Genomic DNA, 13438 nt, shown 5'->3' with positions numbered 1-13438 from the left:
GTTATGATCTTGTCGGTTTCGAATCGTTTCGTCCTCGCTGCTTCCCTTTTTGCTGCAACTTTTTCTTTTTCTGCGAGCGCAGAGGCGCAGGCGGCTCCGCCTCTGCGTGTGGCGATCGTTGGACTGGTTCATGGGCACGTGCAGGGTTTTCTGGGGAAGCTTGCGGCTCATCCTGAGATTGCGCTGGTGGGTGTCTCCGATCCGGACCCGGCGCTGCGCCAGAAGTATATTGCGAAGACACACCTTCCTGGGAGTATGTTCTTCGCGACCGAAGCGGAGATGTTGAAGCGTACGCAGCCGCAGGCGATTCTGGTTTACACCTCGATTGCGGGGCATCGTGCGGCGATTGAAGAGGCTGCGCCGCTGCATATCGCTGCGATGGTGGAGAAGCCGCTGGCCACTACGGTGGAGGACGCGCTCGCGATCCAGGCGCTCTCGGAGAGGTACAACGTTCCGGTGCTGACCAACTACGAGACGACCTGGTACAACTCGAACACCGCTGCGGTGAAGATGCTGGAGGAGGGGAAGATTGGCGATCTGCGCAAGCTGGTCGTGCATGACGGTCACGAGGGGCCGAAGGAGATCGGGGTTGATCCGGAGTTTTTGAGCTGGCTGACGGACCCGAAGCAGAACGGCGCTGGGGCGCTCTTCGACTTTGGTTGCTATGGAGTGGATCTGGCTACGTGGATCCTGCATGGGGAGCTTCCGATTTCCGTGACCGCGGTTACGCTGCAGATTAAGCCGAAGATCTATCCTAACGTCGATGACGACAGCACGGTGGTGCTGACCTATCCTCATGCGCAGGCGATACTTCAGGGCTCGTGGAACTGGCCCTTTGCGCGCAAGGATATGGAGATCTACGGGGCGACCGGGTATGTGGATACGGTGTATGAGGATGCGGCGCCTGGTGCGATGCTTCGCGCTCGTTTGACCGGGGAGAAATCCGAACACGTTGAGACTGCGCCGCCGCTTCAGGCACCGCAAAATGATTCGCTGAACTATCTTGCCGCGGTTCTGGCTGGGACGGTGAAGCCGCAGCATGATTTGAACTCGCTCGACACAAATATTACTGTGGTTCGGATTCTCGATGCTGCGCGACGGTCTGCGCAGAGTGGCAGGACGATTTATCTTGCTCGTGAAGTTGCAGAAGCGGCCAAGTAGTCTGTCTCAACCTTGGAGAAAATGACTTTATCGGACGCACCTGAGAAGTTGGGACTGATTGCAGGGAACGGACGCTTTCCGTTTCTGCTGCTGGATGCTGCGCGTGCGCATGGGTTGCAGGTTGTGGTTGTGGCGATCACTGAGGAGACCGACCCTGAGATGAACGACCGTGCGGCTGCCGATGCTGGGGTTCGCGTCCACTGGCTTTCGCTTGGGGAGCTCTCGCGGCTGATTGAAACCTTTCGCGCAGAGGGTGTGACGCGGGCCGTGATGGCTGGACAGGTAAAGCACAAACAGATCTTCTCGAGCATTCGGCCGGACTGGCGGCTGGCGAAGCTGTTGCTGAATCTTCGCACTCGGAATACCGATATGTTGCTGGGTGCGGTGGCTAAGGTTCTTGGCGATGAGGGGATTGAGCTGATCTCGTCAACGCAGTATCTGGAGCCGCTGCTGGCGAAGGCTGGTGTGCTTACGCGGCGGACTCCTGATGCGGAGGAGGAGAAGGACGTCGTCTATGGACGCACGGTGGCGCAGGCGATTGCCGGGTACGATCTGGGCCAGACGGTGGTGATTGCGGCGCAGGCGTGCGTGGCCGTGGAGGCGATGGAAGGAACGGACGCTACGATTGCACGCGCCGGGGAGCTCTTTCGTACGCTTGGAGTGGGAGACGAGACTACGCTTCGCCGCGCGCTTACGGTGGTGAAGGTGGCCAAGCCCAATCAGGACATGCGCTTCGATGTGCCTGTGATCGGCGTCGCGACGATCGAGGCGATGAAGGCCGCGGGGGCCACCTGCCTTGCAATTGAGGCAGAGAGAACGCTGATGTTTGATCCTGCGGCGATCTTCAGCGCAGCGGACGAGGCCGGGATTACGATCGTCGCGATGTAAAGATCTTGTCACCGCTCTGTAAAGGGTTGCATTGGAAGGGTAAAATTGCCGTCAGGACATTCGGTGCGCGTCTAACGCGGCGGCCATTCGTCTACAGCTAAGAGAACGACACAAGGGGAACCACCATGCGCAAAGCAGTTTGGATCGCAGCAATCATCGGCGTAGCAGCGGCGTGCGGCGTAGGTATCAGGGCGAATGCAGCGCCCGCCGCAGACACAATACAGGCTGGAGCCGTGGCGCCCAACTTTACCCTGCCCTCGCAGGAGGACAAGCCGGTCAGCCTGACCGACTACAAGGGCAAGTGGGTCGTGCTCTACTTCTACCCGAAGGACCAGACGACCGGCTGCACGATCGAGGCGCATAACTTCCAGCGCGACATCGCGAAGTATGACGCTCTGAACGCGGTCGTTCTGGGTGTGAGCCTGGATACGGTGGAAGGGCACAAGACGTGGTGCTCGAAGGATACGTTCAGCTTCAAGCTGCTCGCTGATCCGGATCACAAGGTGGTCGATCTGTATGGCGTCCCGGTGAAGAACTACGGCGTGATGAAGTTTGCCAATCGCGAGACGTTCCTGATCTCGCCCGACGGCAAGGTGGAGAAGGTGTGGGAGAAGGTCGATCCGAACGTCCACAGCACGGAAGTTCTGGCTGAGATCACGGCCGCCAAGAAGTAAAGACTTATCAGCAGACGCAAAAAGGCCCGGGCTCTCAATTGAGGAGTCCGGGCCTATTTGCTTGCCTTGGTGTTAGTTACTTCTTTTTTGGAGCAGCCTTCTTTACAGCCTTCTTTACGGCCTTCTTTGCAGGAGCCTTCTTGGCCGCCTTCTTAGCAGGAGCCTTCTTTGCTGCTGCCTTCTTCGCTGGTGCCTTCTTTGCTGCTTTCTTAGTTGCCAAGGTAGTACCTCTCTTCTTTAGTTTTTTACTGCTTGCAGTGCCCTTGTTGCCGGCCGCCTTTTTGGGGGCGACCTTACCGCCGCGCAGAGCACTAACCTTCTTCGCGGCAGATTTCGATTTGGCGGCGGCCTTCTTTGGTGCGGCCTTCTTCGCCAGAACTTTTTTCACTGCGGACTTCTTTGCCGCAACCTTCTTAGCTACGACCTTCTTCGCGGCCTTTTTGGTTGCTGCTTTCTTCGCAGGAGCTTTCTTTGCTGCTACAGCCTTCTTCAGCGGCGCGGCCTTCTTGGCTGGCGCAGCTTTCTTGGCTGGCGCAGCTTTCTTGGCTGGCGCAGCCTTCTTGGCTGGCGCGACCTTCTTGGCCGCCGGCTTCGGAGAGGACTCGCTCTTCACCGGCAACACCGACTCTCTGGTTGGCGGCTCATAGCTGCGCACCGGGGAGGGGGGCAGCGCGAACAGCTTCGCCTCTTCGGCGTGGGGATCGTCGTCGGTGTCTTCTTCGTCGAGCTGAGCTTCATCATCGTCCGAGGTCATCGTGACCTCTTCTTCTTCTTCGTCATCGTTGAAGCGGCTGTGCAGATCGTCCTGTTCGTCATCGTGTTCATCGCCGAAGTTATGATCGTCATCGGCTGCAGCTGCGTGAAGCTTGATGGTGTCGTCGAACATCATTTTTGTTATCCCTCACTGCTCTCTACTTCTATCGTTCTCTGCGTTGCCTTACCAGCTTCGATGCAACAAGAAACATCTTTACTTCCCGGGACGAGATTCTAGCAACAGGATGCATCCAAGCGCTACCGAAGGCAAGCAATCTTTTTCACGAGGTAGCTTATCGTGTAGCTTTCTTTTTCGTTTTGGTCGTTGAACTCGGCCTGGCTGCACCCGCAGTCTTCTTGCCTGCGGTCTTATTTTTCGTTGACGCTCCACTTGTCTTCGAGCCAGTGCGCCCGCTGGCTGGATGCGCGGAACCCTGATGAACACTGGTCGAAAGAGTGCGCGCGCCTCTTCTTCTGCGAGCCCCTCTGCCGCGCAGGTGCGTTCCGGGTGCGAGCTTCACCGGCTCGGCGACGGCGAGGGAGTAGCCGGGTCGCACGGTGCTTGAGCGGAGGTGATTCCATCGCCGCAACTCTTCGACGGAGACGCCGAATCGGTCGGATACGGTGACCAGCGTGTCGCCACGACGCACGGTGTATCGCTGCGGTCGCGTGCTTTGGGCGACGGTCACCGGGATGACGAGCTCGTCTCCGGCATCGACGCTGTCTGTCGCAGAGAGGCCGTTCGCGGCGTTGACGTCGCTGAGGTGGGCATGCAGCGAGGCGACGATGCCGTCGAGCGACTCGCCGGAGCGGACCACGTGAAAGCGCCAGGTGCTGCGTTTGTCCTCGGGGATCTCCTTGAGGCGCTCGGTGAAGACGTCGCGCGTACCGATGGGGATGTGCAGATCGAAGGGCATGTCTCCCGGCGTGGTCATGCGCAGGAGGCTGGGATTGAGGGCCACGATCTCCGGCAGGGAGGAGTTTGTAACGTCGGCGACCAGGCGCAGATCAATCGCGTAGTCGATCGACACGGTATCGGAGACGACGGGTTCGTTAGGCACCATCTTGTCGAGGCCGTACTTCTCGGGGTTCTTGGCCATGATGACAGCGGCGAGGATCTTCGGGACGTAGTCGCGGGTCTCCCTGGGCAGCGCGTTGCGGCGATAGAGCTCCCAGAAGTCCGCATAGCCGGTTCGCTGCACGGCACGCTGCACGTTGCCTGGACCCCAGTCGTAGGCGGCCATCGCGAGATACCAGTCGCCGAACTGGTTGTAGAGGGACTTCATGTACTTCGCGTAGGCGATCGAAGATTTTTCCGGATCGAAGCGCTCGTCGAAGAAGCCGTTGCGTGCGAGACCGTAGGCGCCGGTCGGCATGAACTGCCACATCCCCCCTGCGCCCGACCTCGAATTGAGCGCCTGGGGCTGAAAGCCTGATTCGGCTACCGCGAGGTAGATGAGGTCCTGCGGGACGCCCTGGGCCGTGAGCGCCTTCTGGATCATGGTCTTGTATTTTCCGGCGCGCTCCATGCTCGCAAGCATGTGGGCGTGGAAGGAGGGCGAGTTCGCAAAGTACCCGATGTAGCCTGCGACCTGATCGTTGATGACGAGGGGAAGGTCGGACGCGGTCTGCAGCTCGGCCTTCAGCTTTGCAGTGAGCTCGGGATTCGCGGGGAAGGTGAGGTCTTCGGCGGTGTCGAGCGGCGCCTCTTCGATCTTCGGGGAGAATCCGTTGCCTTGCTTCAGCGCTGCCATCTCGAGCGAGTTGACCGCGTTCAAGAGATGGTCGAACTCATCGGCGAGTTGCGGGTCGGTCTTGAGGTCCATGCCGCTGGTGAGCATGAGGTCGACGGCAGAGTCAAAGTCGAGCCGCGCGGAGTCGAGACGGCCGGCGCGATAGTTGTCTACGCCGCTGCGATAGGCTGCCTCGGCGGAGTTGATCAGCTGCTGCACCTTGAAGGCCCGGGCAGAGTTGTCGACAGACTGCGCGGTGGAGGGAGCGGCCTGCGCGGATTGCGTTGGGGCTGCAGCTGATTGCATGATCGTCGGAGCGGTTGTCGAAGCGGGGGCGTTGCCGGGCGAGGCCTCCTGATCCTGCGGACAGCCCGTCAAGAGTACGAGCGGCAGACACGCCACCACGAGTGCCACCGTTCGCACCGAATCGCTTAAAGTCATCCGCACCATCTTCGCTTTTCATTGTAAGGGGTGCAAGAAGCAAATTCGCGGGCGCTGTTGGAATAGAACCTTTGGGGATGCGAAGGGGCGCTCTCAAAGTAGAGCGAGGCGAACTGCTGCCACAGTCCGATCAACATTCCTTTCGGGTTATCGGCTTCGGATCAGAACCGCAGTCGCGTCATCGGTGTGATTCGATCCGTGGCTGAATCTGCACACCTCCTCGATGAGCCCCTCCACGCAGGCCGAGGGCCGCAGGAAGTGATCGACCAGCCGCGCTGCGCCGTACTCTTCGTCGCTGCGGTTCATTGCCTCGGTGATGCCGTCCGTATAGAAGAGGAGTTGAGTGCCCGGCTTGAGAGTGACCTTGTATTCGGGATACGTCGTCGTGCCGAGTCCGAGCGGCATGCCGGTGTCGATGTCGAGGAAGGAGCACTCTCCGTTGATGAGGAGCGGACGCAGATGTCCGGCGCTGGCGATGGTGATCTCGCGGGATCGCGCGTCGAGCACGCCGTAGATCATGGTGACGAACTTGCCCATGGGAAAGTCTTCCATCAGGATCTGATTAAGCTGCATGAGCGTTTTTCCCGGAGAGGGATCGAGCTTGACCAGCGAGCGCAGGATGGCGCGCGTTGCCGACATTAACAGGGCCGCAGGCATTCCTTTGCCGGAGACATCGGCGAGCACGATTCCGCAGCGATCTTCGCCAAGATCGATCAGATCAAACCAATCGCCAGCGAGGGTTCCGGCTGGATTCCACGCGGTTTCAAAGGCGAAGCCACAGACCAGCGGGACAGCCTTGACGAAGAGCGATTGCTGAACAGCGCGGGCGTCGTCTGCTTCACGCTGCATCTGCTCGCGCTCGTGGCGCTCGTTGCGGAAGAGTCTGGCGTTTTCGATCGCCACGGCGATGTGGCCGGCCAACGCCTCCATGACGGCGATCTGGTCGTCCGAGAAGGCGTTGATCTGCTTGTGATCGACGCACAGGGCTCCGATGACCTCGCCGTGAAGCAGGAGCGGAACTGCAACTTCAGACCGCGTGTCGAGTTCGCAGGCCACGTAGTAGGGATCGATTGTTACGTCTCCGGCGTAGCGCGTCACACCGGTTGAGGCGACATGGCCGACCATGCCTCGTTCGCCGATCTTGAGGCGGTCGCCTTTGCAGTAGGTTGAGCATCCACGCACGCCGTGAAGCACCATCTCGTCGCCGCCCGCATCGCGCAGCCAGACGGAGACCTCTACGCAGCCGATCGCATCGGCGATATCGTTTACAACGCGATCGAACAGGACATCGAGGTCGAGGCTGGAGGTGATGAGTTGCGCCGCCCGCTGCAACTTCATCAGGGCCTGGATGAACTCGCAGGAGGAGTGAATGTTGTGGGGAACTGCTTCGAGGGCATCGAACGCATCAAGCGGGGGGAACTGGGTCGCCATGGTGTCCTCCTTGGCAAGGACTGGACAGGAATCTATGCCCGTTTGATGTTGCGGTCAACGCCGCGATGCAAAGTTTGAGCTTCTGAACAGGCCCGACTTTGGAATTGCCGTCGAACGAGATTGTCCGCTGCCTGCAAGTCGTTATAGATCAATGCGGCCTGACCACTACCGCAATCTGCCGTTCCTGCTTGTAGCAACGCATGGGTGTTAAGATGGATATTGAGGCTACCCAGCTACAAAATGGATCCAAGTCACATCCGCAACTTCGCGATCATCGCGCATATCGACCATGGCAAATCCACCCTTTCCGACCGGCTCCTGGAGCTGACCGGTTCGCTGACCTCGCGCGAGATGCAGGCCCAGGTGCTGGACGCCATGGATCTGGAGCGCGAGCGCGGCATCACGATCAAAGCCCACACGGTCCGCATGATGTACAAGGCACACGATGGCGAGACCTATCAGCTGAACCTGATCGATACGCCGGGCCACGTCGATTTTTCCTATGAGGTTTCGCGCTCGCTGGCATCGTGCGAAGGGGCTCTGCTGGTGGTCGATGCGTCGCAGGGTGTGGAGGCACAGACGCTCGCCAACGCCTATCTAGCGATCTCGAACGGACTCGAGATTATTCCGATCATCAATAAGATCGACCTTCCCAGCGCCGACATCGAGCGCACGAAGGAGATGATTGAGAAGTCCGTGGGGCTGCCTGCGGATGATGCGATTGCCGTCAGCGCGAAGACGGGGCTGAATGTCGCCAGCATTCTTGAGGCTGTGGTGACGCTGCTGCCGCAGCCGGAGGGCGATCCCGAGGCGCCGCTGCAGGCGTTGATCTTCGATAGCTGGTTTGATCCCTACAGAGGCGTGATTGTTCTTGCCCGCATCATCAACGGCAGGCTGCGCAAGGGGATGAAGATCAAGGTGATGTCGAATGGCAAGATGTTCGACGTAGAGAGTATGGGCGTGATGACGCCGAAGCCGGTTGAGCTTGCGGAGCTGAGTGCAGGCGAGGTTGGTTTCTTCGTTGCCACCATCAAAAACGTTGCGGATACCAAGGTCGGAGACACCATCACTTCGGTCGAAAACCCCTGTGCCGAAGCGCTGCCGGGTTTTGAAGATATCAAGAGCATGGTGTTCGCAGGGCTGTATACCGTCGATTCGCATGAGCACGCGATGCTGCGCGACGCGCTTGAAAAGCTTCGCCTCAACGATGCTTCATTTTCGTTTGAGCCTGAGTCTTCGGTCGCGCTTGGGTTTGGGTTTCGCTGCGGCTTTCTTGGGCTGCTGCACCTTGAGATTATTCAGGAGCGCCTGGAGCGTGAGTACGATCTCGACCTGATTACGACTGCACCGGGGGTGCGCTACAAGATCACGATGACCGACGGCAGCGCGCGCGAGGTGGATAATCCCTCGCGGTGGCCGGAGACGACCGAGATCGAACAGATCGAAGAGCCGGTGATCATGGCGAAGATTCTGACGAACGAAGAGTACGTTGGCGGGATCTTGAAGCTGGTGGAAGAGAAGCGCGGACGGCAGCAGAACATGGAGTATGTCTCGGACACGCGCGTTCTGATTACGTATGAGCTTCCGTTGAACGAGATTGTGCTGGATTTTTACGATCGTCTGAAGACCGTCTCGCGCGGATACGCTTCTCTCGACTATCAGCTTGCGGGCATGTGGGTTTCGCCGATGGTGAAGATGGATATTCTGATTGGCGGCGATCCGGTCGATGCACTTTCGATCATCATTCACAAAGACTTTGCGCAACAGCGAGGCCGGGCGCTGGTATCGAAGATGCGGGAGCTGATTCCGCGACAGATGTTCGAGGTCGCCATTCAGGCCGCAATCGGCTCGAAGGTCATTGCGCGTGAGACTGTAACCGCGATCCGGAAGAATGTAATCGCGAAGTGCTATGGCGGCGACATCAGCCGGAAGCGTAAGCTGCTCGAGAAGCAAAAAGAGGGCAAGAAGCGGATGAAGCGGATTGGAAAGGTCGATATTCCGCAGGAGGCTTTCCTTGCGGTCCTCAAGGTCGGCGAGGAGTAGCCTGATGGCGCAGCTGTTTCAGGCGGCTTCGAGTGTTACGCAACTTCCTATTGAACGAATGCGATCTGTCCTGGAGATTTGCGTGCAGTTCCGGCACAGATCCGGTTTAGATGCGGGAATATGTAACCTGGTCGTAACGTTGATCTGTGGAAACCCTTGAAACAGCGTTAGTTGCTGAGAGTCGCATATCGTTCGTGCTCGTAACTTTGGCAAACGCCTCTCAATATGCTGATTCCTATGCACTTACGGAGACATTGCGGAAGTAGCCGGGTTGATGGAAGATGAGATTCGCCGATCTTTCCCCATACTTTGGTCCCCGCAATCCACAGATTTTTCCACAGGGGTCCTGTGCTTAGCCCCAAAAACACGCACAAAGCAGCGAGGAGATGGCTCCTCGCTGCGTTTGACGTGAACTTCTGGAAGTTACTGCTTCGGTGCGGCGGGCTTCGGCGTTGTCGTTGGACGCGGACGAGCTGTCGTGGGGGCCGGGGAAGACGGTCCGGACGGGGCCGGCGCAGCGACACCGGAAGAGGTGTTGTACGCGGTCACAACAGCCTGGGTCACGTCGATGCTCTGGTTGGCCCACATCACGTTGCTCTGCTGGCTGCTGACATCGAGGAGCAAGGTGTAGCCATTCTTGCTGACGTAGTCCTTCAGCGTGACCGAGACCTTGGCGGCCACCTTGCCGTAGGCTTCCTGCAGATCCGCGTTGTAGGCGGTCTGGGCATCCTCGGCGTTGCGGTTCAGCTCCTTCTCTTTGGTGTCGATGTTGCGCAGGCGAGTAGCGCGCTCTTCATCGGAGAGAGTTGCGGGAGCACTCTGCAGCTGAGCCTTGAGCGAGTCGACCTCCTTGGAGAGGGTGTCGATCTGATCCTTCTTGGGCTTATACTTGTCCTGAATCTGCTGGACGGCACGCTGGCCTTCGTTGGTGGCGAAGACCGCCTGCTCAAAGGCGACCAGCGCGATCTTTGCGGGGATGGCCTGGGGCTCAACGGCCGCAGGTGCAGCGGTGGCAGGAGCAGGAGCTGCAGCAGTCTGGGAGACTCCGGCGGTGGTCATCAATCCGGCGCCTAGCGCGGAGATAAGAACGAGGGTGCGATTCATGCGGTCTGTGGTACTCCTTCAAAATTTCGATCTCTTCGGTCGGTCGATGCTTGTTACAAAATTTTTGCCTGTTACAAATCTCTGGATAAACTGATTCGGCTTATCGACCACATCGTCTTCGGCGACTACGGAGGTCAGCTTTCAAAGAGATTAGCTTCGAACAGCCAACTCTCCGTAGATTCTCCTTAGACGAACTCTGTCATGCCCGGGGTTACTGCTTCGGCAGCGCAGGCTTCTGAGCGGCCGAGGCGTGCGGGTGAGCGGCGGGAGAAGGCGCGGATGGAGTTGGCGGTGCGACGCCGGAAGACGCGTTGTACGCATCCAGAACTGCGCGGGAGATATCGGTGCCCTCGCTGGTCCAGAGCACGCTCATCGAGCCGCCCTGCTGGCCGGTGATATCGAGCAGCATAGTGTAGCCGTTGTCCTCGACGTATTTCTTCACGACTGGCGCGAGCTTTTTCGCAACCACACCGATGACCTGCTGCTGCTCGCCGGCGACGGCCTGCTGTGCATCTTCGCCATCACGCTGGAGCTGTTTTTCCTTGGTGTCGATGGTACGCAGCTTCGAGGCGCGTTCGGACTCGGTAAGGGTTGCCGGGGCGCTCTGCAGCTGCTTCTTGAGGGTATCGATCTCCTGTGCCTTGGCCTGCAGCTCTGCCCCTTTGGGCTCGTACTTCTTCTGCAGGGCCTGCAGGGCGCGCTGTCCTTCGTTGGTTGCGGCGGCGACCTGCTCGAACTCGATGGTTGCAATCTTCGCGGGGACCGCGTGTGGCGCGACCGGGGCAGGTGCTGGGGCCGGAGCAGGTGCGGTCTGGGTGGGAGCTGCAGCGGGTGCAGCCGGTGTGCCAGCGATCTGGGCCACTCCGGCAGCGGATGTCATTCCCGCAGCGAGGGCGGTAACAAGAGCAAAGGTGCGATTCATGCGGTGTGTGGTACTCCTTCAGGGATTGATCAAACCTTGTACGGCTTCTGGCGCACCATCGCGTGCCGTCTGGGCCGTTCCCTCCATCCACTCGATCAACGCACCCTTGAGACAGAGCACGCCCATCTTTGACCTCGCTCGGACCGACTGCTGTGAGGGCAAATCGGCGGCAAAACGAGAGGGCTGCCGGAACACATAGATTATAGGGTCCAGCCAGAGCAGGGTCAATCGAGCCGATTCGCCAGCAGGCCCGGGGCTGACAGGCTACGGAAAGATGGACTGGGATTGAGGCAATATACTGTTTTTCAAATTTTCCAGATGAGGCCTGGCAGCTTCTCCGGGAGATTGCCAGCGTATAGCTGGCTCTGCTTTTGGCGACCGAATTGCTCCTTCATGGAAGGGAGCACGTTGGATTGAATCCGGTGTGTGCCAGGTACGGCCCCGGCTCAGCAGAAGCTACACCCAACCGATGGTGTGGACCATAAGCCCGGAGGTCTGCTTCCTTCATCGGAAGTCTTTCAGGAGGCCAGTGACTGGCCATTTACTGTAGAAGGGCCGCTTAGCGAAGCGGTCCTTCTGGTTTTTGAACAGATCTTTTGGCTTTGAACAAATCGTGCCCAGGAAGTCGTAGAAGAGAGTTCTTGCCAAGTGGCTTCTTTGGGCGTACCCTAGGAGTTGCCTTGTGAACCGGCTGTGGGTGCCGATCGCTGTGTGGTCATCAGAAAGCTACGAATCGGGTAGGTTTGACGACCGAAGACACAGGATTACAGTAGACCGGATTTGTCGGACTCTGTCGCAAACAGGTAGAGGGTGAAAATCAGGTTCGCCGCTGTCTGGCGCTCCGGGCTGTGCGTAACCGGCAGATTGTCCGTGTGATTGCAGCCGAATACCAATAGAAGACGTCCGTTCGAGTAAAACTTGAGACCGTTTCATCCGACGCTGCAAAACCGGTTTGGTTCCTCCTCCGTGAGTTTCACGGGGAAGGAGAGGCCTTCTGCGTGGGAGAGAACGTTAATTGCGATCTAAAGCAATAGGAAGTGGAAGCATGACTTCAGAGCAGAATGTACCCGAGGTAGATTCTCACCAGGGTTCGACAATGTCTCCCGGCCAACAGGACGGGGAGGCGCAATTTGCCGGGCAGAACATCCCGCACGGCATGGGTCAGTCTAAAAGCAGCCGCCGTCGCCGCAGGAAGCGGAAGAGCAAGGGTGGAGACTCCCCTCAGGGCGCTCAGTCCGGAGTCCAGTCCGGCGATCAGAGTGCCGGGCAGCCGGTCGGCTCCATTCAGGGCGCTGCCGCTCCACAGACCTTTCAACCGCAGGGCGGTCAGGGCTTTCAAGCTAACGCTGGCCAGCAGCAGAACGGCTCCTCCTCCAGCGGCAAACGCTGGAAGAAGAAGTTCCGGGATCGCGACCGTCAACGCTCGCCTGAGAACCCTGGCAACGTGGCCAGCGGCAGCAACAGCGGCGGGTTCAGCAGCAATGGCGGCGGCTATCGCGATCGCGACACTCACCAGCCCGGCAATAACAGCGGCGGCTTCAAACGCAAGGGGGGCGGCGGCAAACAGCAGCAGCGCGGTCCTCGCAGCTTTGTCGGCCCCATGGATCACAGCTATCGCGCCGTGAACGGCAACTTCGCCGACACTCCGCCTTCGACGATGGATTCGCACAACGGCAACTACCAGGGCCGCAGCAACGGCCATGGCGGCGGACGCAGCTACCAGAGCGACTCTCAGCCCATCGACTACTCGCAGGGCCGCGCCATTCCGATTGCCGAAGACGCCCCGACGAAGATCTTCTTCTTCATCGAAGACCTCTTCTTCATCGCCAAGATCTCTGAGACCGCGCGCAAACTCGGGGTCAAGGTCGCCTTCGTCAAGAACGACAAGGAGGCAATTGCCTCGCTGGTCGGCGGCGAGGAGGAAGATCGGCCTGGCCTGATCGTCTTCGACCTGAACAATGCGAACGCCAAGCCCCTGACGCTGATTCCCAAGCTGAAGACCAAGCTGAAGCGCAGCACCTCGATCATCGGCTTTCTGTCGCATCTGCAGGGAGATCTCAAGGCGAAGGCCGTCGAAGCGGGATGCGATACGGTGATGCCGCGTGCAGCCTTCTCGCAGAATCTGCCGAACCTCCTCCGCCGGTATGGCATGGAAGAGGAAGAAGAGCCTAACTTCAATATGTAATGCGGTCCTGCCGGACGGGCCCACTACGCTTGCCACCCCACGAACGAAGACCTGTTCGCGGGGACCCCGATTCGGGCGGTCACTTCGTGACTTGTATACCTTT

The 13438-nt window shown here is 59.1% G+C and carries 10 protein-coding genes; 5 read left to right on the top strand and 5 right to left on the bottom strand.

Annotation, left to right across the window (positions count from 1 at the left end; genetic code table 11):
- Positions 1–3: 3 nt before the first annotated feature.
- From HDF09_RS16785 to HDF09_RS16775, 3 genes are all read left to right on the top strand, one after another.
- Positions 4–1161 (top strand): Gfo/Idh/MocA family protein, encoded by a 1158-nt coding sequence (locus tag HDF09_RS16785; RefSeq protein WP_183768426.1) that lies wholly within the window; start codon positions 4–6, stop codon positions 1159–1161.
- Positions 1162–1182: 21 nt separating this feature from the next.
- Positions 1183–2049: an LpxI family protein gene (locus HDF09_RS16780; RefSeq protein WP_183768424.1), complete on the top strand. Its 867-nt coding sequence runs from the start codon at positions 1183–1185 to the stop codon at positions 2047–2049.
- A 125-nt stretch (positions 2050–2174) separates the two neighbouring features.
- On the top strand, positions 2175–2723 hold the full coding sequence (locus tag HDF09_RS16775; protein WP_183768422.1) for a peroxiredoxin: 549 nt from the start codon (positions 2175–2177) through the stop codon (positions 2721–2723).
- 76 nt (positions 2724–2799) lie between these two features.
- Here HDF09_RS16775 and HDF09_RS16770 read toward each other — a convergent pair whose 3' ends face one another.
- The 3 genes from HDF09_RS16770 to HDF09_RS16760 form a co-directional block, all read right to left on the bottom strand.
- Complete coding sequence (locus tag HDF09_RS16770) at positions 2800–3612, bottom strand: hypothetical protein (RefSeq protein ID WP_183768420.1); 813 nt, start codon at positions 3610–3612, stop codon at positions 2800–2802.
- A 157-nt stretch (positions 3613–3769) separates the two neighbouring features.
- Positions 3770–5650 carry a transglycosylase SLT domain-containing protein gene (locus HDF09_RS16765; protein ID WP_183768418.1) on the bottom strand — a complete coding sequence of 627 codons (1881 nt, stop codon included), beginning with the start codon at positions 5648–5650 and terminating at the stop codon, positions 3770–3772.
- Positions 5651–5797: 147 nt separating this feature from the next.
- Positions 5798–7081, bottom strand: coding sequence for a GAF domain-containing SpoIIE family protein phosphatase (locus tag HDF09_RS16760; protein WP_183768408.1), 1284 nt, complete (start codon positions 7079–7081; stop codon positions 5798–5800).
- A gap of 240 nt (positions 7082–7321) precedes the next feature.
- Here HDF09_RS16760 and lepA point away from each other — a divergent pair, with 240 nt between their 5' ends.
- Positions 7322–9124, top strand: coding sequence for a translation elongation factor 4 (gene lepA / locus HDF09_RS16755; RefSeq protein WP_183768406.1), 1803 nt, complete (start codon positions 7322–7324; stop codon positions 9122–9124).
- Between the two features lie 423 nt (positions 9125–9547).
- Here the strand turns inward: lepA and HDF09_RS16750 are convergent, their stop codons facing one another.
- On the bottom strand, positions 9548–10228 hold the full coding sequence (locus HDF09_RS16750) for an OmpH/Skp family outer membrane protein (RefSeq protein ID WP_183768404.1): 681 nt from the start codon (positions 10226–10228) through the stop codon (positions 9548–9550).
- A gap of 211 nt (positions 10229–10439) precedes the next feature.
- Positions 10440–11150 (bottom strand): OmpH/Skp family outer membrane protein, encoded by a 711-nt coding sequence (locus tag HDF09_RS16745; protein WP_183768402.1) that lies wholly within the window; start codon positions 11148–11150, stop codon positions 10440–10442.
- Between the two features lie 1045 nt (positions 11151–12195).
- On the opposite strand from HDF09_RS16745, the gene HDF09_RS16740 reads away from it, so the two are divergent.
- Positions 12196–13335, top strand: a complete 1140-nt coding sequence (locus HDF09_RS16740; protein WP_183768400.1) for a response regulator — start codon at positions 12196–12198, stop codon at positions 13333–13335.
- The last annotated feature ends 103 nt before the right edge of the window (positions 13336–13438 follow it).

It is taken from the genome of Edaphobacter lichenicola, from assembly GCF_014201315.1.
In the GTDB taxonomy this organism is placed as follows: domain Bacteria; phylum Acidobacteriota; class Terriglobia; order Terriglobales; family Acidobacteriaceae; genus Edaphobacter; species Edaphobacter lichenicola_B.
The sequence above is the reverse complement of the archived record's forward strand: the minus strand, read 5'-3'. Positions and strand labels throughout refer to the sequence as shown.

What these genes read in the sequence shown, in the direction of transcription:
- HDF09_RS16765 (WP_183768418.1), bottom strand. Translation starts at nt 5,650, where the DNA reads ATGACTTTAAGCGATTCGGTGCGAACGGTGGCACTCGTGGTGGCGTGT.
- HDF09_RS16785 (WP_183768426.1), top strand. Translation starts at nt 4, where the DNA reads ATGATCTTGTCGGTTTCGAATCGTTTCGTCCTCGCTGCTTCCCTTTTT.
- HDF09_RS16770 (WP_183768420.1), bottom strand. Translation starts at nt 3,612, where the DNA reads ATGATGTTCGACGACACCATCAAGCTTCACGCAGCTGCAGCCGATGAC.
- HDF09_RS16745 (WP_183768402.1), bottom strand. Translation starts at nt 11,150, where the DNA reads ATGAATCGCACCTTTGCTCTTGTTACCGCCCTCGCTGCGGGAATGACA.
- HDF09_RS16775 (WP_183768422.1), top strand. Translation starts at nt 2,175, where the DNA reads ATGCGCAAAGCAGTTTGGATCGCAGCAATCATCGGCGTAGCAGCGGCG.
- HDF09_RS16740 (WP_183768400.1), top strand. Translation starts at nt 12,196, where the DNA reads ATGACTTCAGAGCAGAATGTACCCGAGGTAGATTCTCACCAGGGTTCG.
- HDF09_RS16780 (WP_183768424.1), top strand. Translation starts at nt 1,183, where the DNA reads ATGACTTTATCGGACGCACCTGAGAAGTTGGGACTGATTGCAGGGAAC.
- HDF09_RS16750 (WP_183768404.1), bottom strand. Translation starts at nt 10,228, where the DNA reads ATGAATCGCACCCTCGTTCTTATCTCCGCGCTAGGCGCCGGATTGATG.
- lepA (WP_183768406.1), top strand. Translation starts at nt 7,322, where the DNA reads ATGGATCCAAGTCACATCCGCAACTTCGCGATCATCGCGCATATCGAC.
- HDF09_RS16760 (WP_183768408.1), bottom strand. Translation starts at nt 7,081, where the DNA reads ATGGCGACCCAGTTCCCCCCGCTTGATGCGTTCGATGCCCTCGAAGCA.